This window comes from Candidatus Saganbacteria bacterium, from assembly GCA_026387835.1.
Lineage (GTDB): Bacteria > Margulisbacteria > WOR-1 > JAKLHX01 > JAKLHX01 > JAPLKZ01.
Map to the genome: position 1 here is coordinate 86,135 of JAPLKZ010000011.1, position 20,000 is coordinate 106,134.

At 48.5% G+C, this 20,000-nt stretch carries 18 protein-coding genes; 4 read left to right on the forward strand and 14 right to left on the reverse strand.

All coding sequences use genetic code 11. From position 1 onward, the window contains the following. The 11 genes from NTZ10_06185 to NTZ10_06235 all read right to left on the reverse strand — a co-directional run. Window positions 1–169: SDR family NAD(P)-dependent oxidoreductase (locus tag NTZ10_06185; protein MCX5749812.1), on the reverse strand; the 169-nt coding region annotated here is incomplete at its 3' end. Continuing rightward, window positions 166–1,077: an ACP S-malonyltransferase gene (gene fabD, locus NTZ10_06190; protein ID MCX5749813.1), complete on the reverse strand. Its 912-nt coding sequence runs from the start codon at window positions 1,075–1,077 to the stop codon at window positions 166–168. The genes NTZ10_06185 and fabD, both read right to left, overlap by 4 nt. Continuing rightward, the gene (locus NTZ10_06195) at window positions 1,074–2,279 is read right to left on the reverse strand and encodes an FAD-binding protein (GenBank protein MCX5749814.1); all 1,206 of its coding nucleotides are present in this window, start codon (window positions 2,277–2,279) and stop codon (window positions 1,074–1,076) included. Before NTZ10_06195 ends, fabD begins: the two co-directional genes overlap by 4 nt. Beyond that, window positions 2,279–3,061, reverse strand: a complete 783-nt coding sequence (locus NTZ10_06200; protein MCX5749815.1) for an electron transfer flavoprotein subunit beta/FixA family protein — start codon at window positions 3,059–3,061, stop codon at window positions 2,279–2,281. The genes NTZ10_06195 and NTZ10_06200 overlap by 1 nt, the downstream gene beginning before the upstream one ends. 42 nt (window positions 3,062–3,103) lie before the next feature. After that, window positions 3,104–4,261 carry an acyl-CoA dehydrogenase family protein gene (locus NTZ10_06205; protein MCX5749816.1) on the reverse strand — a complete coding sequence of 386 codons (1,158 nt, stop codon included), beginning with the start codon at window positions 4,259–4,261 and terminating at the stop codon, window positions 3,104–3,106. A 100-nt stretch (window positions 4,262–4,361) separates the two neighbouring features. Next, the gene (locus NTZ10_06210) at window positions 4,362–5,339 is read right to left on the reverse strand and encodes a ketoacyl-ACP synthase III (GenBank protein ID MCX5749817.1); all 978 of its coding nucleotides are present in this window, start codon (window positions 5,337–5,339) and stop codon (window positions 4,362–4,364) included. Then, complete coding sequence (plsX, locus tag NTZ10_06215; GenBank protein ID MCX5749818.1) at window positions 5,336–6,310, reverse strand: phosphate acyltransferase PlsX; 975 nt, start codon at window positions 6,308–6,310, stop codon at window positions 5,336–5,338. The genes NTZ10_06210 and plsX overlap by 4 nt, the downstream gene beginning before the upstream one ends. A 3-nt stretch (window positions 6,311–6,313) precedes the next feature. After that, window positions 6,314–6,520: a 50S ribosomal protein L32 gene (rpmF, locus tag NTZ10_06220; protein ID MCX5749819.1), complete on the reverse strand. Its 207-nt coding sequence runs from the start codon at window positions 6,518–6,520 to the stop codon at window positions 6,314–6,316. Then, on the reverse strand, window positions 6,462–7,010 hold the full coding sequence (locus tag NTZ10_06225) for a DUF177 domain-containing protein (protein ID MCX5749820.1): 549 nt from the start codon (window positions 7,008–7,010) through the stop codon (window positions 6,462–6,464). The genes rpmF and NTZ10_06225 overlap by 59 nt, the downstream gene beginning before the upstream one ends. Window positions 7,011–7,061: 51 nt before the next feature. Then, the gene (xerC, locus tag NTZ10_06230) at window positions 7,062–7,955 is read right to left on the reverse strand and encodes a tyrosine recombinase XerC (protein ID MCX5749821.1); all 894 of its coding nucleotides are present in this window, start codon (window positions 7,953–7,955) and stop codon (window positions 7,062–7,064) included. Between the two features lie 10 nt (window positions 7,956–7,965). Beyond that, on the reverse strand, window positions 7,966–8,400 hold the full coding sequence (locus NTZ10_06235) for a DUF882 domain-containing protein (protein MCX5749822.1): 435 nt from the start codon (window positions 8,398–8,400) through the stop codon (window positions 7,966–7,968). A gap of 83 nt (window positions 8,401–8,483) precedes the next feature. Between NTZ10_06235 and metK the strand changes: the two genes are divergently transcribed. Then, entirely contained in the window at window positions 8,484–9,674 is a 1,191-nt protein-coding gene (gene metK / locus NTZ10_06240) for a methionine adenosyltransferase (protein MCX5749823.1), read from the forward strand. Between the two features lie 13 nt (window positions 9,675–9,687). Here the strand turns inward: metK and NTZ10_06245 are convergent, their stop codons facing one another. Further along, entirely contained in the window at window positions 9,688–10,752 is a 1,065-nt protein-coding gene (locus tag NTZ10_06245; protein MCX5749824.1) for a phosphodiester glycosidase family protein, read from the reverse strand. Between the two features lie 31 nt (window positions 10,753–10,783). Then, window positions 10,784–13,501: an AAA family ATPase gene (locus tag NTZ10_06250; protein MCX5749825.1), complete on the reverse strand. Its 2,718-nt coding sequence runs from the start codon at window positions 13,499–13,501 to the stop codon at window positions 10,784–10,786. Window positions 13,502–13,703: 202 nt separating this feature from the next. Between NTZ10_06250 and NTZ10_06255 the strand changes: the two genes are divergently transcribed. Further along, the gene (locus NTZ10_06255; protein MCX5749826.1) at window positions 13,704–15,809 is read left to right on the forward strand and encodes an ATP-binding protein; all 2,106 of its coding nucleotides are present in this window, start codon (window positions 13,704–13,706) and stop codon (window positions 15,807–15,809) included. Between the two features lie 5 nt (window positions 15,810–15,814). Here the strand turns inward: NTZ10_06255 and NTZ10_06260 are convergent, their stop codons facing one another. Then, on the reverse strand, window positions 15,815–16,042 hold the full coding sequence (locus tag NTZ10_06260) for a hypothetical protein (protein MCX5749827.1): 228 nt from the start codon (window positions 16,040–16,042) through the stop codon (window positions 15,815–15,817). 118 nt (window positions 16,043–16,160) lie between these two features. Here NTZ10_06260 and NTZ10_06265 point away from each other — a divergent pair, with 118 nt between their 5' ends. Both NTZ10_06265 and radA read left to right on the forward strand, forming a co-directional pair. Next, window positions 16,161–18,656: an ATP-dependent Clp protease ATP-binding subunit gene (locus NTZ10_06265; GenBank protein MCX5749828.1), complete on the forward strand. Its 2,496-nt coding sequence runs from the start codon at window positions 16,161–16,163 to the stop codon at window positions 18,654–18,656. Further along, window positions 18,656–19,999, forward strand: coding sequence for a DNA repair protein RadA (radA, locus tag NTZ10_06270; GenBank protein MCX5749829.1), 1,344 nt, complete (start codon window positions 18,656–18,658; stop codon window positions 19,997–19,999). The genes NTZ10_06265 and radA overlap by 1 nt, the downstream gene beginning before the upstream one ends. Window position 20,000: the final 1 nt, after the last annotated feature.

Below are 20,000 nucleotides of genomic sequence, written 5' to 3' on the forward strand. Positions count from 1 at the left end.
TAGACCTGACACCTAAAGAGGCCAGCTCTTTTGATGTAGCCTCGGCGGCTTCGATATTGATATCGGAGACGATCACATCCGCGCCTTCCCTTGCGAGCTCTTCGCAGATGGCCTTCCCGATGCCCTGGGCCCCGCCCGTAACTATTGCTACCTTGCCTTTAAGCCTCACTGGTCAAACTCCTTGATGGAAGAGGTATCTTCAATATTATATATTTTAGCATGTTCATCGGTCTTTTTAATCAAGCCTGCCAGGACTTTCCCGCACCCTATCTCAATAAAAGTATCCGTCCCGCTGCTCATCATGTTCTTGATCGAGTCTTCCCATAACACAGCGCCTGTCACCTGCTTTATGAGGAGGTCCTTTATCTTTGCAGCTTCCGTGACAGGGACAGCCGTTACATTGGAGATGACAGGGATATCTGCGTCCTTTATTTCGATATTATCAAGCACGGCTTTCAGCTTATCGGCCGCGCTTTTCATCAGGCTTGAATGGAAGGGGGCGCTGACGGCAAGCGGCAAGACCCTTTTCGCTCCCGCTTCTTTCAGCAGTCTGCCTGCTTCTTCTACGGCAGCCGATTCACCGGATATGACTATCTGTCCCGGGCAGTTGAAGTTGGCGGCTTCGACGATACCGGAGGAAGAAGCTTTTTTGCAGCATTCGATCACTTTTTCCCTGTCAAGGCCGATCACCGCGGACATCGCGCCTTTTCCGAGAGGCACGGCTTCCTGCATGAACTTCCCCCTTAAGTTGACGATCTTCACGGCGTCCTCAAAAGCGATCGCGCCGGCGCAGACAAGAGCGGAATATTCCCCAAGGCTATGGCCCGCCGCGACGGCCGGTTTTCTGTTAAAAGCTTTCAATGTAGCGATGCTGACCGTCAGGATGGCCGGCTGGGCGATCTCGGTGAGCTTCAAACGGTCTTCGGGCCCTTCAAAACACAATTCCTTGATATCAAAGCCGAGCGACTTCGAGGCAAGGTCAAAAATATTTTTGGCAATGTCAAAATTGTCATAAACATCTTTTCCCATCCCGACTTTTTGGGAACCCTGGCCCGGGAATACAAAAGCTGTGCTCAACCTCTAAGCTCCTTAAATGTTTTTGTCATGACCGGAAGGATCTCAAGGACGTCCCCGACTATTCCGTATGTTGCGACCCCGAATATAGGGGCGTAAGGGTCTTTGTTGATCGCGACTATGATGTCGGAAGAGGACATGCCTGCGAGATGCTGTATCGCGCCGGAAATACCGCATGCGATATAAAGTTTGGGGCTTACCGTCTTCCCGGTCTGTCCGACCTGGTGGAACTGCGATATCCATCCGGCGTCGACAGTGGCGCGCGAAGCTCCGACAGCTCCGCCGATCGTGTCGGCAAGGTCCTGTACCAGCCTGAAATTTTCCGCACAGCCGATGCCCCTTCCTCCGGAAACAATTATCTCCGCCTCGGCAAGGTTTACCTTTTGCTCGGTCGATCTTATTATTTCTATAAGTTTTGTTCTTAAGGCTTTTCGGGAGATCTTCGGCTTAAACTCTATAATCCGGCCTTTTCTGTTCTGATCTTTTGGAAGCTTCTTGAAGACCTTAGGCCGGACGGTAGCCATCTGCGGCCTGTAATCTGGAGAGATGATCGTTGCCATGATATTTCCGCCGAAAGCAGGGCGTGTTTGTCTAAGGATCTTTTTATCAGGGTCTATATCAAGCCCCGTGCAGTCCGCGGTGAGGCCGACCCTGATCTGGCCGGCGATACGCGACGCGAGGTCTCTCCCCGTGGTGGTCGCTCCCAAAAGGACGATCTCAGGCTTGTACATTTTTATCAGGTCCACGATCACTTCGGTGTACGGTTCCGTCAGATAATTTTTTAGCAGCGGGTCGGTCGCCAAATATACTTTGTCGGCGCCGCTTTCAATGAGGGAGTTCACGGAGTCCTTTATGCTGTCATTTCCGAGAAGTACGGCCGCCACTTCCTCTTTAAGCGTGTGAGCGAGCTTTCTTGCCTCGGCCAACAATTCCAGCGCGACTGATTGCACCTGGCCTTCATGCTGTTCGGCAAATATCCAGACCCCTTTAAAGGAAGAAAGGTCCTGCTTTGATGCCGTAACTTTTTTAGGCTCGATGATGACGGCGTTGAACTTGCAGGGAGCTATGCAGGCGCCGCAGAGCACGCAATTGTCATTTATTACCGCAAGCTTTCCACGCATCTCGATCGCGCCGAAAGGACAGGAGGGAATGCATAATTTGCACCCTTTACATTTTTCCGCAATTACTTTAATTCCTTCAGGCATCAGATTATTTTGTGCTCCTTTAGTTTCTTGAACAGTTTTTCCGAGACTTCCGCGGCTTCTCCCTCGAGGATCTCGCTTTTGCCTCTCGGAGGAGGAGTGAATATTTTTACGACCTGTGTCGGCGAGCCGTTAAGTCCGATGTTATCCTTGTCCGCGTTTATGTCAACCGCGGTCCATATAATGATCTCAGCTTTTTTTGCCCTCATCTGGCCTTTTAATGACGGCATCCTTGGCTCGTTCATCTGTTTAAGTACTGTGACGGCAGCGGGAAGCTGTGTTTCAACAAGTTCTGCCGATTCCTCAAGATGCCTGCGGACCGTTATTTTATTTCCTTCAATATCGGTCTTTATAGCAAAGGTTATCTGCGGTATGTCCAAGAATTGCGCCACGCCGGGTCCTACCTGCGCGGTGTCCCCGTCAATAGCCTGTTTTCCGAAAAGAATAAGGTCAAAAGCCCCGATCTTCTTTATCGCTTGCGAAAGGGTGTAAGATGTCGCCCAGGTGTCGGCTCCCGCAAAAGCCCTGTCGCTGATGAGTATCGCATTGTCCGCTCCCATGGCGATAGCGCTTTTTAACGCTTCCGTGGCCTGTGAAGGGCCCATCGTAATGACGGTCACCTTTCCGCCGTGAATATCCCTGAGCCTGAGGGCTTCTTCTATGGCATTTTCATCAAAAGGGTTCACGATGCTTTTTACCCCTTCGCGTATAAGCGTGTTCGTTTTGGGATCGATCTTGACGTCATTCGTGTCAGGGACCTGTTTTATGCAGACGATGATGTTCATGTTTTTTTTCTCTGTCGGCTCCCGATCGGATCGGGGCTTACACTATTTCTTTGTGGCTGCTTCCTTGATAAGGGAGAGCGCTATGACGTTTCTCTGTATCTGGTTAGTGCCTTCATAAATTTGAGTTATCTTTGCGTCCCTCATCATCTTTTCGACGGGATATTCTTTCATATAACCATAGCCGCCGAGCACCTGGACCGCATCGGTCGTCACCCTCATCGCCATATCGCTTGCAAAAAGCTTTGCCATTGCGGAATCTTTCGAAATATCGTCGGTGCCGGTATCAACTGTCCTGGCAGAAGCATAGACTAGAGCTCTTGCGGCCTCTATCTGTGTAGCCATATCGGCAAGGATATGCTGTACGGCTTGGATCGCCGAAATAGGCTTGTCAAACTGGATCCTCGTCCTTGAATAATTAACGGCTTCTTCAAACGCACCCTGGGCTATGCCGACTGCCTGGGCGCCGATGCCGGGCCTAGTCCTGTCAAGAGTTTTCATTGCCACAATAAAACCCATGCCTTCTTTCCCGAGTATCTGGGATTTATGGATCTTGCAGTCCTGAAACACCAGCTCCCTTGTCGCGGAACATCTGATACCCATCTTGTTCTCTTTTTTGCCGAAAGTGAAGCCGGGAGTGCCTTTTTCCAATATGAAAGCTGTCGCGCCGCGGGTCCCTTTTGACTTGTTCGTCATGGCTATAACGGTATATGTTTCCGCTTCACCGCCGTTGGTGATCCATTGCTTTGTCCCGTTAAGAATATAGTAATCGCCGTCTTTTTTTGCCGTAGTCTGTAAACCCGCGGCGTCGGAACCGGCATTGGCTTCGGTCAAACCGAAAGCCGCCAATTTCTTGCCGGATGCGATCGGAGGCAGATATTTTTGTCTTTGTTCCTCAGTCCCGAACATCAATATTGGATAAGCTCCCAGAGCTGAAGCGGCGAAAGTGACCCCCACTCCTCCGCAAACCCTGCTGATCTCCTCGGTAGCGAGACAGAATTCCATGCACCCTCCTCCAAAACCGCCCAGTTTTTCCGGTATATAGAGGCCGCACAGGTCGGCTTCCGCGAATATCTTCATAAGTTCCCAGGGGAACTCGCCGGATTCGTCCAGTTCGGCCCTTACGGGTTTCACCTTCTCCTGCGAGATCTTCCTGGCAAGGTCCCTTATCATTTTTTGTTCTTCTGTCAGCAGATAATCCATCTGAATTTCCTCCTTTTGATCTTACATCTTACATTATTAACCCTCACCCGGCCCTCTTTTTTTAATGAAAAGGGGCCACCCGACAGGGTACGGTGAGGGTCTATATTTCCCACCTTATGATGTTGGCCCCGGTAGTCAGCCCGGCGCCGAATCCGACAATAGCAATTATATCATCTTTTTTTATGCGGCCGCTGCGCCGTGCTTCGTCAAGCGCTATCGGGATCGACGCGGCAGAAGTATTTCCGTACTTCTGGAGGTTCACGAAGATCCTCTCTTTGGGTATTGACAGCTTTTTTGACGTGTGGTCGATGATCCGGATATTTGCCTGATGAGGGATAAGAAGGGAAATGTCGTTTATCGAAAGTCCTGCCTCTTCAACGGCCTTCAGAAGCGAAGTCTCAAGAGCTTTTACGGCAAATTTGAAAACTTCCTTGCCGTCCATGGAGATGCAGCGCTCTTTTTCATTTTTTGGCCTGGGATTCCTGCTTCCACCCCCGGGCATCACAAGATGTCCGGCGCCTATTCCGTCGGCAGAAAGATAGTCCGCCAGTATCCCGCGGCCTTTTTCGCAGGATTCAAGCACCACGGCCCCCGCGCCGTCACCAAAAAGCACGCAGGTCCCCCTGTCTGTCCAGTCAAGATATTTTGCCAGCGTGTCAGTCCCCACGACAAGCGCTTTCTTGTATTTTCCGGAAGAGAAGAACGCGTGCGCGGTAGCAAGGGCATAATTAAACCCTGAACAGGCAGCCGAAACGTCAAAAGCGGCCGCGTTCTTTGCCCCGATCTTTCCCTGTATGATGCATCCGACTGACGGGAAAAGAGTGTCGGGGGTAGATGTGCCTACAATTATAAGGTCAAGTTCCTCGGCAGCAGTGCCCGCCGCTGAAAGGGCCTTTTTAACGGCAGTGAGCGCGAGGTCGGATGACGAGGTCTTTTCATCCGTCACCCTTCTTTCTTCAATGCCAGTGCGGGACCTTATCCATTCGTCAGAAGTCTCGACGGTCTTTGAAAGATCGGCATTGGTCAGGATCTTTTCTGGAAGGGCGGACCCTGTTCCGATGATCTTAGCGCTTTTCATGCGATACCTTTCATAATGCTTTCCACTATATTTTCTTTCACGGCCTCGGCGCAGACCCTTATTGCGTTCTTTACGGCTTTTGCCTTTGCTCTGCCGTGGGCCTTAAAAACTATGCCGTTCAACCCGAGAAGAGGGGCCGCGCCATGTTCGTCATAATCTATGCGTTTTTTTAAATTGGAAAAAGAAGGCCTGAGAAGCAGAGCTCCGGCGGTTGACATCAGGCTTTTCTTAAGCTCTTCCTTAAGTAGTGTGATAATTATATTGCTCGTGCTCTCGCACAGTTTAAGGACGACGTTGCCGACGAACCCGTCGCACACTATTACGTCGGCCTTGCCTGTAAGGATATCGTTCGGTTCGATATAACCGGCGAAATTGATGCGGCTTTCTTTAAGCAGCGGGTATGACTCTCGCGTCAATTCATTCCCTTTTTCCAGTTCCGTCCCGATATTTAGCAGCCCCACCCTGGGATTTTCGATGTGCATCACGTGTTCGGCATACTGGGCGCCCATCTGGCCGAACTGCTGGAGGTTCTTGGGCTTGCAGTCCACATTTGCTCCCATATCAAGAAGCAGCACTTCCCCTCCCTGGACAGTCGGAAATATCGTGGCTATAGCGGGGCGCTCTATCCCTTCGATGCGGCCCAGCTTGAACAAAGACGCGGCCATCAGCGCACCCGTGTTTCCTGCCGAAATAAAAGCATCCGCCTTTTTATTCTTCACCAGTTCAAGCGCAATATTTATTGAGGAATTCTTTTTCTGTTTGGCAGCGATAACCGGGGATTCGTTCATGCCGATCACTTCATCTGCATGGACGATCTCGATGTTCTTTGACCTGACAAATGGTGCGACCCTGCGCCTGTCGCCGACAAGTATAAGGCTAAGCCCGCTTTCTTTTACGGCTTGTTCGGCGCCTTTAACGATCTCTTCGGGCGCGTGGTCACCGCCCATCGCGTCTATTGCGATACGGATCAAGGCTTATTTCTCCTTCTTGCCGTCCTTTTTTTCCTTAAGTGGGATCACCTGACGGCCTTGATATGTGCCGCATGACAGACAGGCTCTGTGAGAGAGGACCGGTTCTCCGCAGGAAGGGCAGGCTCCGAAATTGACCGGTTTTATCCTGAAATTAGCCTTTCTTCTTCTGTTTGTCCTTGTGTTGCTGTGTCGCTTCTTTGGTACCGGCATTGTAAAAGTCCTCCTTTAATTTTGCAAACCTGGGATCTATCTTCTTACTGTTCTCTATGCAACCTTTTATTCCCTTACAACCCTTATCACACAGAGTTTTTATCGGGATGCAGGAAATGAGCTCCTGCCTTATGATCTCCCCGATGTCTATCGTGTTATCTTTTTCTATCGGGAAGATAAAATCATCATCTCCAAGTTCTTTCTCTCCGCCGCGCCCATCTCCATTCTTTGTTGTCTTGCTGAACAGCTCTTCAAAATCGACCGTGATCTGCTGATCGAAATCTTTTAGGCATCTGCTGCAGTTGAGTTTTATCTCCGCCAGGATCTTTCCTGTGACGATGACCATTTCCCCCGCATTTAGGAGATGAACACTCAGCTGAACTGGCCCGGTTATCTCAAGACCGTCTTCAGGATATGAGACCCGGATCTGTTCTTCTACATCCTGATCGTTGCCGATCTCTTTCAGAAGACCGGTCAGGTCGATTTTCATTTGTATTTTCATTATATAGGCTCATATAGCCGGGGGTCAAGGGAGGGGTGGTCAACGGGCCCTCGGATGAGTTTTGTCGTAAACAGATTTTAACCTTTCTTTTGTCACGTGCGTATATATTTGGGTGGTCGAAAGCGATCTGTGCCCGAGAAGTTCCTGTACGGACCTCAGGTCGGCCCCCCTTTCAAGAAGATGCGTGGCAAAGCTGTGCCTCAATGAATGAGGGGTCACCTTCTTGTCTATCCCGGCTTTTTTCGCGTATTTTTTTATCATGCGTTCGACTGACCTCGGGGTCAGCCGGCTACCGGAACGGCCGATAAAAAGCGCCCGGTTCTTTACGGTCCCGTTGGCCAGCTTATTCCTCGCATATTTGAGATAATCCCCCAATGCCGTCAGGGCGGAAGACCCGACCAGGACAATTCGTTCTTTAGAGCCTTTACCGAACACGGTCGTTTCGCCGTCAGATCTGTTAATATCATTCATATTAAGCCCTGTAAGTTCGCTTACTCTGATCCCTGAAGCGTACAGTATCTCGATCATCGCAAGATCCCTTATGCCGGCGGGTGTCTTTCTGTCGGGCTGCTCAAGCAGCCGTTCCATCTCTTCGATATACAAAAAATGAGGCAGATTTTTTTGTATCTTGGGTATCGATACTATCTTCCAGGGGTTGGAATGCGCATAGCCTTCTCTCATAAGGAATTTATAAAAGGACCGGTAGCAGGAGATCTTTCTTGCGACCGATTTTCTGGAAAGACCGTTGTTTTCCATTGCCATGATGAACGTCCTTGCGAGGAATTTATTGAATTGGTCAAATCCGTCAAGGTTTTGCCCCTTGATAAAAGAAGCGAACTGTCCCAGGTCAAGAGAGTAATTATCGGCAGTGTGACGGGAAAAGTTCCTTTCCCTTTTGATGTGGTCAATGAACAGGCCGATCTTTTTTAACATCTGCTAGGGTTCAAATACCGTACTTTGATCTTATTTCAGGGGTCACGGGTGATATCTTGCCGTTTTCTTTGACCCATTCCTCTTTTTCTCCGGGATCCTTGGGCTCTCTGGTGTCTATATGGAGAGTCTTTTCCTGAGGATAGTAACCTATGCCTGAGACCTCGGGCAGGCTTTTTGCAAAGGCATAGAGTTCTTTCAGATCGACGCCGTCGATAGAGATATGGGCTGCTTTTCCCAGGCGGTGGGAGTTCTTCTTTTGCGTGTCGTGTTTCTCGCTGTAGAGTTCGCAGCGGAACGCGTCATGGATGTGCGGGACCTTTCTAAAATGGGCGGCTACGGCTTCAAGCGCGCCCACAAGACCGAGATGTATCCTGACCTGGCCGCGGCACTCGCCGCAGCGGCAGGAAAAATCCCTGTTGCTGTAATGTTCGCTCAGATTTCCCACGCAGATATTTTAGCACCAGTTGAGAGTGTTGGCAAATAATGGTAAAATTATTTTGTTTGAAAATATTTAAAGGAGAAAAAGTAATGTCAATGAAACATTTATTCACGTCTGAATCGGTCACTGAGGGGCATCCTGATAAGATGTGTGACCAGATATCGGATGCGATACTTGACGCGATAATAGAAAAAGACCCGCCCGCAAGGGTCGCAGTCGAAGCTTTGACGACGAACGGACTTGTGATAGTAGCGGGCGAGGTGACGACCGGCACTTATATAGACATTCCGTCAATAGTCAGGAACACTATAAAGGATATCGGTTACGTCAGCAGGGAGATCGGTTTTGATTATGAGACATGCGGGGTAATGGTATCGATCAAAGAACAGTCAAAAGATATAGCAAGAGGGGTCGATAAGGCGCTCGAGGTCAGGGGCGGGGAGGTCATAAAAGAAGACCTGGAAAATATCGGTGCCGGCGACCAGGGCCTCATGTTCGGCTATGCCTGCAACGAAACACCGGAGTTGATGCCGCTTCCGATAAGTCTGGCCCAAAAGCTTGCCAAGAAGCTTGCAGATGTGAGGAAAAACAAGGAACTCACGTATTTAAGGCCGGACGGGAAAACCCAGGTGACCGTGGAATATCAGAACGGAAAACCGGTACGGATAGACAGCGTGCTCATCGCGACACAGCATAATCCTGATGCCGCGCCGGAAAAGATCAAAGAGGACATGATAAATCATGTAGTAAAAAAGATCATCCCGGCCGGTCTGATCGACAAAGACACAAAATATTATGTCAACCCTACCGGAAGGTTTGTGATCGGAGGCCCCCAGGGAGACACGGGGCTCACGGGAAGGAAGATAATAATCGATACTTACGGAGGATACGCGCGTCACGGGGGCGGCGCATTTTCAGGAAAAGACCCGACAAAAGTCGACAGGTCCGGGAGTTACGCGGTAAGATATGTGGCCAAGAACATTGTTGCTGCAGGGCTGGCCGACAAGTGCGAGGTCCAGGTCGCTTACGCGATAGGCGTGGCGCGTCCGCTTTCAGTGATGGTGGACACTTTCGGAACGGGGAAAATTGCAGAGGAGAAGATCTCGCGGCTTGTGAACGAGTATTTTGACCTGAGACCGGGACTGATCATAGGCAATCTTAATTTAAGAAGGCCGCTTTACAGGCAGGTAGCGTCTTACGGGCATTTCGGAAGACCGGAGCTCGATCTTCCTTGGGAAAATACGGACAAAGCCGAAGTTCTTAAGAAAGCCGCAAAATAAAAAGATCCGGTCATCAGTTATCTTCGTATTTCACGATGATGGCGTTGCTTACGCCCTGCTGATAGCCCGACGAAGGAAGATTGACCACGACATCATTAACGAACATTGTCGAAGAGCCACCGCCGTCAAGACCGATCGCATCGCTGCAGCCCAGCTGTTTCATGGTGTCAGCGAGTTCGCTGTAAGTGACTCCCCGTTTCCTTCTCAGGTATCTGGACTGCTTTCCTTCTACAACCACAAAGATAAGATTATTACCCGAAAGTCCTACAGCGGTGCGCGCCTTCCTGCCGAAAACCTCGCTGTCAAAGTTTTCGGACGCGATGCTGTCCAACGCAACATTATTCCCATTTTCCAGGAGGCGGGGCCCGCCTGTAACGACCTGCTCATAATTCTCCCATCCCTCTGAAAGCTTATAATTTATCTCGATATAGGCTCCCGGGGGAAGCGCGTTGGTGTAATTTTTTGTCCAGCCGTGGAACGATATCACGTAACCGTTCCTTGGGATGGGAGAATTGCCGTCGGAAATGCCGACTACCATTCCATCTTCCACGATCACTTCAGAACCGCTGTCATTGGTCCCGGTATTCCAGCCGTATTCCGGAGTGTAGATTATCACCTCGTCCTCTTTTCTCGGTCTGTTCAGCCCCCAGACAGAGATCTTTTGGCCTGTTTCGAGATTTGTCACGTAACCGACGAACTTCGGGATGCCGAATTTTACCCCGTTTTTCTTCGAGACGCCGATCGCGGACCTGTTTAAAAGTGATTTTGTGACGATCTTTTTGTCGATGACGATCAGGCCTACGGGAAGATAAGGATAAGTCTTGTCGAAAAACGTGCCGTTGACTGCCGCAACCGCCCCATTATTGTACGCTATCGAGCTTACGGGACGGAGCCTTCCGACCGCTCCGCGGGCCAGCGCAGCCCTGACCTCGATGCTCGGACTTTTAAAGTCTACACTGAGGACATGTATTTTGACCGGTTTATTTCCATTGAAATCTTTACTGAAACTGGAATAGACGATGCCGGGCAGGACTCCGACATTCTCCGCCGCGATAGTACACCGGCAAAATACCGCCAAGAATAGTATAGAAAAAAATAATCTTTTAATTTTAATCCGCCACCTTGACAAGTTTCATAGAAACGAGCTTTGATATCCCGGGCTCTTCCATTGTAATGCCATACAGCGTGCCGGCGCTTGCCATGGTCCTTTTGCTGTGTGTGATGACGACCGCCTGCATGTTTGAAGAGAACTCTTTAAGGAGCTTGCCGAAACGGATCGTGTTTATCTCGTCCAGGGCGGCGTCCACTTCGTCCATAAAGCAGAAAGGGCCGGGATTTATTTTCATAAGGGAGAACAATATTGCTATAGCCGTAAGGGCTTTTTCACCACCGGACATAAGAGAGATATTAAGCCATTTCTTGCCCGACGGCCTTGCCATGATATCTATCCCGGCTTCAAGCACGTCGCCGGGCGCAAGCTCTATCCTTGCTTCTCCTCCCTCGAACAGCGACGTGAATATTTCGGAAAAATATCTGTTGACATCGGAGATCATAGCGGAGAATTTCTGTCTTGCTTCGCCGTCAAGGTCCCTGATCAGGCTGTTCAGGTTACCCCTTGCGCTCACAAGATCGTTGTACTGGGTCTCTATGAACGAAAGGCGTTCTTTCGACGCCTCGAATTCCTCTACAGCAAGAAGGTTCACGGGGCCGATAGCCCTTATCCCGCTCTTCAGTGTCTCTATCTCTTCTTTTGCCCTTGAAGCATTGGGAGCTTCCGGCAGTTCGCTTTCCAGCACCTGTCCGCAGGACAATTGATATTCCTGTTCCATGAGCATCGCTATGGCGTTCAGTTCACCCTCGATCTTTGCGAGGCCGACCTCTTCTTTTGCCAGTTCGTCGCGGACCACCCTTTCCTCGCCGGTCATGGACCTTATCTTTTCTTCAAGAGCCTCAAGTTTGGCCTGCTTGGCCGCTTTTTCGGATAAAAGGGCCTGAAGCTTTGCCTCAATAACCTTTTCTTCGCCGGCGAACTTAGGCAGGATAGCTTCACAGCCATCTATCTCTTTCTGCGCAGCTATCAGTCTTTCTGAAAGAGATATGATCTCGGATCCTTTATCTTTGATATCGCTTTCCGCGGCTGAGGTCTCAGCCCGGATGCTTTCGATCTCGTCTCTTTTTTGTTTTGATGTATCGTCAAAATTCGAGCAGTTGAGCCTGGTTTCGGCAAGCGCGGCAATGGCTTTTTCTTTCTCGAGATTAAGGTCCGCGGTCTTTTTCTCAAGTTCCCTGAACATATCGCTCATCTCCAGGGAGCTTGACTCAAGCCTTGAAAGCGAATCTTTTTCTTGTTCCCTCTGTATCAGGATCATTTCCAGATGTGCTTTTTTATCGGAGATGTTCTTTTCGAGGACGCCAATTTCCATGTCGATCTTTTTGAATATCGCGTCCTTCCTGGAAATTATGCTGCGCTTTATATCTTCGGAGACCCCCGAAAGGCCTTCCATCTCCTTTTCCAGGGACATAATATCCTCTTTAAGTCCCCTCAGATTATCGAGGAATGCCTTATCCTTAGAGATTGTTTCCTCGGTGAAATTTACGGCGAGGGCAATTTCCTTAAGCGAATGTCTCTTTGAAGATAATTCAATGTCCTTTTCGTGGATAGGGTTTTTCAGGCTGCTCCAGTTGCGCAAAGCATCCTCTGTCTTTTTATTGACCTCGTCAAGGGTCTTTTTTGCCTCATCAAGAAGGAATTTAGGGTCCTTCTGCCTGTCAAGGAACGATCCGATCTCTTTTTCTTTTATATCGAGCTTTTGGAGTTTTGCTCCAAGGAGAGTCCCGATCTTTTCATTTTCCTTTTTTATCTCGGAGATCCTTTCCGTAAGCTGGGATATCCTTTCTTTCCCGACATTGATACTGCCTTTGGCTTCTTCAAAAGATCCCCTAAGCCGCGAGATTTCAGACCTTGCAGCATCTATCAGAGCGTCGATCTCTTTAAGTTTATTCCTGATCTTCGACCTGTCGTCTTCTTCTTTCAGCGTGACGGCTTCGCTTCCGGAGGTCTTTTTTTTCAGATCATCGATCCTTGCAAGAAAACCGTTCCTTTTTTCTTCGAGCGAGCGCAGCAATTTTTTCCCGAGGCCGATCTCGAGGGCCATTAATCTTTCTTTCAAGTCAAGATATTCTCTGGCTTTTTCTGCCTGGGTCTCAAGGGATGAAAGGTTGTCTTTGATCTCCCCGCGGAGGTCATTTATCCTCAGAAGGTTCTGCTCGGTGCCTATCAGCCTTCTCTCGGCCGCTCTTTTTCTGAACTTGTATTTGCCGATAGCCGCTGCTTCCTCGAATACCTGGCGCCTGTCCTCCGGTCTTGAGCTCAGGATCGAATCGATCTGCCCCTGGTTGACGATGGAATATGCCCCGTTACCTATGCCGGTATCCATAAACAGCTCTTTTATATCCTTAAGGCGGCAAAGGTTCTTGTTTATATAGAATTCGCTTTCCCCGGACCTGAAGACCCTTCTTTTTATCTGGATCTCGCTGTAATCAGTCTTAAGGCGGCGGTCGGAATTATCTATAACGATAGAGACCTCGGCAAGCGAAAGGGCCTTTCGGCCGCTGCTGCCTGCAAAGATCACATCTTCAAGACTTTCTCCCCTCAGATCCTTCATGCTCTGTTCCCCGAGAACGAACCTCAGGGCGTCGACGACATTTGATTTTCCGCAGCCGTTGGGGCCGACGATAGCAGTGATTGACGGCGGAGAATCGATCAAAAGCGAGGTCTTATCTGCGAAAGTCTTGAACCCGCGTAATGTAAGTTCTTTTAAACGCAATCTAAGGTCCCTTCTTAAGGCAAATTATAACACAATAAAAAATTTCCGGTCAAATAAAACTCCTCGTTCCGGTAAATAAACACGTCAAAAATGTAGTAAAATAGATATAGTGCTGTCAACATTTACTATCTTAAGCATTTTTATCGAAATATTTGCGGCATTGATACTAATTGCCGGGGCCTACACATTAATAATAAAATTAGTGCAGACCCGTGCAAAAGAAGACCTGCTCCTGTCTATTATCTTCAGTTTATTAAGCCTTTATCTTATCGGGACCATAAGTTCCCAACTGATGTTCAATATCGGACTTTATATGTCGACCCTGATAATTCTGCAGAGAGCGATGAACGGCCTGTTTGCGCTATGTTCGGTTTTTATCGTAGTTTTTGCCTGCAAGGTGGCAGGCCTAAAGATCAGGTGGTCTTTGCCTGTGACGGCTCTTTTTTTCGCCTTTCTTGTCGCATTGATAATTACGTCTCCGATAAATCTGATATACAGGTTTGACATAACGGAACCGATAGTTAAATTTTACGGACTAACATTCACCCGTTATTTCTGGATAGTGTCATGGGTCTTTCTCGGCTCGGTTCTTTTGAATAAGTCCAGAAAACCGCAGCAATTTCAGGAAAGAAAGCTGTTGCGGTTATCAGGCTTTTCGTCTTTGTCCGTCGCTTTGGGGTACAGCCTCTATTTAGTGTATATTGTATCTAACAACGGCATTTTCTTATTGTCTTCGTGGCTGATAACCTTTTTTTCTTTTTCAGGGTTTTTGATAGGGAATATAATCTCTCCTAATGACCCCATCGCAGAAAAACCGCTGGATATATTAAAGACCAGGATACTTTTCAAGCTGGCCATGCTTTTTGTGCTTATGATCGTCATCATAGTAGAAACGACATCGATCGCCACGATAAGCATATTGAGGGTATCACTTTCAAAGGCGGTCGTGGAAAGGGACAGGCAGATAGCCTTGGGTATTTCCGACAGAGTGGAGTATTATCTGAAACAGGGCAAGAAATCGGACGAAGTGATCCTCCAGCTCCAGGCGGATGTTGAAAACATCAGTTTTTCACAGAGAAGGATAATAGGTGTCGTGGATTCAAACGGCAGGCTGATCGCGCATTCGGATCCACAGAGAACTGCTTTGAGGGAAGACCTCAGCATGCTTTCTCCCATAATGAAAGTCTTGTCGGGAAAGTCCGGTTGGGAGACGTTTTTTGACGAATCCAACGGCCGGATGGTAGGCGCATTCCTGCCGGTGTATTCAACGGGATGGGGGATCCTTGTGACAGAGCCGATAACACAGGCATACGCGGAGACCAGAAGGATGGAAACAAGCTCGCTTATATTCGTGATACTCGGCATAATAATCGCGGTGATAGTGGGACTGATATCTGCCAAGAGGATCGAACTTCCTATAAACGCCATCATTTTTGGCACGGAGCAGATCCGGAAAGGCAACCTGAAATATCAGATAGTGACCGACTCGATCGATGAAATAGGCCGGCTGGCGAAGGAATTCAACAGCATGACGGCGGAACTTAAGGAAAGCCAGGACCATCTTATAGCTTCAGAAAAACTTGCGGCCCTGGGAGCCATGGCGGCCGGTATGGCGCATGAAATAAAAAACCCGCTTGTCGCGCTCAGGACGTTTACCCAGCTTTTTCCGATGAAATGGGAGGACAAAGATTTCAGGGATAAATTTTCGGCTATTGTCCCTGCTGAAATTGACAAAATAAACAAGATAGCCGAAAACCTTTTGAAGTTCGGGAAACCCTCAAAACCCGAGTTCAAACACACCAGCATAAACGCAGTCCTTGAAGAAGTCCTTGATCTTTTGGATAACCAGTTCAAGAAGAACAATATCAGGGTGGCTACAAAAATGATACAGCTCCCTATGATAAACGGCGACCCCGGGCAGCTTTCCCAGGCATTTCTGAATATTGTCCTTAATGCTTCTCAGGCGATGCCAAACGGCGGTGAGCTTACGGTCAAGACCGATATAGGCCATGTAATCCAACTGGGAACGCTTACCAAGGACAGTTTAGCCGAAGTTAAAAAGATCGCGGATAAAGCTTCGGGCAGTGAAGTCCCTGTAGTATTTGTCGAGATCACTGATACGGGAAGCGGTATTTCCGAAGAAAAAATGAAGAACATGTTCGATCCGTTTTTTACTACAAAAGAAAGCGGTACCGGAATGGGGCTGCCTATTACTTTAAGGATAATCGAAGAGCACAAAGGTTCAATAAAAGTAAAAAGTCAGGTTGGGAAGGGTACGACTTTTATTATTATCCTGCCTCAAGCATAGAAGAATTAAGTTGTATAGAACACTTGCGTAGCTAATGTCGGGTTAAATTCTTTTGTAATGCTCAGCTTTTTTGCATCTTCATCATTTAGGATAGTTGCAAATTGTCCGTTTGATGTGTCTTGTATATTTCTAGCATCACGCGCATAACCATCAAGTTGTATATTTCCGGCCTCCATTTTTGCAACCGCCACTTGAAAGTTATTGTTAACAGACATATCGTTTGTTATAGCCATATAGAGAGTCCCCTTTTGAGCCTCTACATACTGTATATCGTGGTCATATGCAAAAAACTTGCATTTGATTTAATACCTTATATTTTGCTATAATCTTAGCCAGGAGTCAAGATATAATATGGCAATGTTCGAACGTTTTACGGAAAGGGCTGTCAGGGTCATAATGTCATCACAGGAAGAAGCAAGAAGACTGCTCTCGGTATCAGTAGGAACAGAGCACCTTTTGCTTGGGATGATAAAAGAAAAAGAACCCATCGTTTTGAAAACCCTCGAGTATTTTAGGCTTGATATAGCCCAAATAAAGAACAAGATAGAAGAAATGCTGAAAAATGAAAATCCAACCCATTCACCCGAGATACCGTTTTCTGCCCAACTTAAGCGAAATATTGAACTTGCCTGGGATGAGGCCCGCCAGCTTGGTCATTCTTATGTAGGAGTCGAGCATCTGCTTATGGGTCTTTTAAGAGAAGGCAGCGGCATAGCCGGAAAAGTCCTTAATGATCTCGGAATAACCTATTCCGGGGCAAAAAACAGGATAATAGCGTTCCTGGGAGAGGAGACCTCTTTCCAAAGAAGAGGGGGAAGGGCCGCAACTGCGACGCCAGTGCTTGACAGCTTCAGCCGCGATCTTACGGCTTTTGCCAGGGAGAACAAACTTGACCCTGTAGTGGGCCGGGACAAGGAAATAGAAAGGGTTATACAGATACTTTCAAGAAGAAAAAAGAACAACCCTGTCCTTACCGGAGAAGCCGGAGTGGGGAAGACCGCAATCGTCGAAGGACTTGCCCAAAAGATCGTTTCTGGCGATATACCGCCGACCTTGATGAGCAAACGGCTTATGACCCTTGACCTCGGTCTTTTGATAGCGGGCACAAAATACAGGGGTGAGTTCGAAGAAAGGCTGAAAAGGATAATAGAAGAAGTACGCAAAGCTGATAATATCATCCTCTTTATTGATGAACTGCACACGATAATCGGGGCCGGAGCCGCCGAAGGCGCTATGGATGCGGCCAATATGCTCAAACCCCCGCTGGCAAGGGGCGAGATGCAGTGTATAGGAGCGACCACTTTTGACGAATACAGGAAAAAGATCGAGGGAGATCCCGCCCTTGAGCGGAGGTTCCAGTCAGTAAAAGTAGATGAGCCCAGCGTGAAAGGCACGATAGAGATACTGAAAGGCTTAAGGCCCAAATACGAAGATTTTCATAAAGTGACAATAACCGATAAAGCGCTTGAATATGCCGCAAAGCTTTCCGCGCAATACATTATTGACCGGCATCTTCCCGATAAAGCGATAGACCTCATCGACGAGGCATCGGCAAAGGTCATGCTTAAATATATCAGTTCACCGCCGGAGCTCGTGGAGCTGAACAAAGAAATAGAGAATGTAAGAGGTGAAAAGGAAAATGCCGCCCGGCAGCAGCAGTTCGAAAAAGCCGCAGAGCTCAGGGACAAGGAGGAAAGGCTCCTTCTGGAATATCAATCAATGACACAGGACAAGATACCTTCCGATAAGGCTGGGCGTCCTACGGTCGATGAAGAATCGATAGCCCATGTCGTCTCTTCATGGACAGGGGTCCCGGTCACGCAATTGAGCGAGGAAGAGACAAAAAGGCTGCTTAAGATGGAAGAAGAGCTAAAAAAACATATTGTGGGACAGGAAGAAGCGATCGTTTCCCTGTCAAAATCCATCAGGCGTTCAAGGGCGGGACTAAAGAACCCTCACAGGCCTATAGGATCGTTCCTTTTTATGGGGCCTTCGGGTGTCGGCAAGACGGAGCTTGCAAAAAGGCTTGCGGAGTTCATGTTCAACGACATTGAAGCAATGGTGAGGGTCGACATGTCCGAATATCTCGAATCACATACTGTCTCCAGGCTTGTGGGGTCCCCTCCGGGTTATGTGGGATTCGGAGAAGGCGGTCAGCTGACAGAACCGGTCAGAAGAAGGCCGCATTCGGTCGTTCTTCTTGACGAGATCGAAAAAGCAAACCAGCAGGTCTTGAACATACTCCTTCAGGTCCTTGACGACGGAAGGCTCACGGATGCCCAGGGACGCGAAGTGGATTTCAGGAACACGATAGTGATCATGACATCTAATATCGGGGCGGAACATATAAGAAAAGAATCAACATTCGGGTTCGTGACGCGTGATGACGCGAGTGCCGGCTACGACAGGATGAAGGAAAAGATTCTTGAAGAAATGAAGAAAGATTTCAAGCCGGAGTTCCTGAACAGGATAGACGAGTCGATAGTGTTTCATCCGCTCTCAAAGGAAGACCTTCTGCAGATAGTTGACATCATGATGCGGGAGGTAAATCAAAGGATAGAAGACAAGGGCATCACCGTGGAACTGAACGAAAAGGCAAGGCAGCTTCTTGCCGAAAAGGGCTATGACTCTAAACTCGGGGCTCGGCCTCTGCGCAGGGTGATCGAAAATAATATCGAAGAACCTCTGGCAGAAGGATTGCTCAGCGGCGAGTTCACCCAAAACAGCATTATAAAAGCAACTGTCAAAGAAGACAAGATAATATTTTCATCAAAACAAGCCAAAAAAAAAGCCGCAAAGGAAAAAACAGCATCCCCTCAGGAAGAGCTTGAGACCGCCGGAAAATAATGAGTAAATTTGCCTGCCAAAATTGCGGAGCGATGTCCCCTTCATGGGTCGGGAAATGCAGCGAGTGCGGGCAATGGAACACCTATGTCGAAGAAAAGACAAAAGCCAAAAACCAAAAGTCAAAAGGGAAAGGCCATGAAAGGCAGATCATATCGCCGGTAGATATAGGAAGCGTCAGGATAGAAAAAGAAAACAGGTTTTCAAGCGGGATAGGGGAGTTTGACAGAGTGCTCGGAGGCGGAGTTCTGAAAGGGGCTGCTATTCTCGTAGCCGGAGAACCGGGGATCGGGAAATCGACGATGATGCTTCAGCTTTCGGCCTCGCTCTCAAAAAGCGGGAAGGTCCTTTATGTCAGCGGCGAAGAATCTTCATCACAGATAAAGTTCAGATCGGAACGGCTTAGCATAAAATTTGGGCAACTTCTGTTACTCACGAACACCGTGCTTTCCGAGATCGAAGACCAGATAGATAAACTGAACCCAAGCGTTATTATCATTGATTCCATACAAACTATAGAGAGCGAGGAGGTCGAATCAAGCGCAGGCTCGGTCTCTCAGGTGAAAGAATGTGCTGCCAGGCTTGTCCAAACAGCGAAAGAGAAGAATATCCCGGTTTTCATCGTAGGCCAGGTGACAAAGGACGGATCCGTAGCGGGGCCCAGGATACTGGAGCATATGGTTGATACTGTCCTTTATTTTGAAGGAGAGCAGAACAAAAATTACAGGATACTGCGCGCGGTAAAGAACAGGTTTGGCTCTACTAACGAGATCGGCATCTTTGAAATGACATCAAAAGGTCTCGAGGAAGTATTGAACCCTTCGAAACTTCTTCTGGACGAAGGGTCAGCCGGCTCCCCCGGTTCCGCTATCACTGTCGCCATGGAAGGCAGCAGGCCATTAGCCGTGGAGATCCAGGCCTTGAACAGTCCTTCAAAAATGGCCGTTCCGAGAAGGGTTGTCACCGGTTTGGACTATAACAGATGTTCGATGATAATCGGTGTGCTTGAAAGAAAAGCAGGCATCAGACTGAGCGAACAGGAAATTTACATGAGCGTTGCTTCAGGTATATACGTGGACGAGCCGGCGGCGGATCTTCCAGCCGCGTGCGCGATTGTCTCGTGTGTAAAAAATAAGGCAGTGGACCCAAAGACGGTCATAATAGGGGAGATCGGTTTGACCGGTGAAATAAGATCAGTCCCTCACATAGAGAAAAGGCTGCAGGAAGCAAAAAAACTCGGATTTACAAAAGCCGTATTTCCAAAAGGCAACTCGACTGCAATTCCAGGGATGAAATCGGTCATAGTATCCAATTTGAAAGAAGCGGTAAGCACCTTGTTCGAATAGT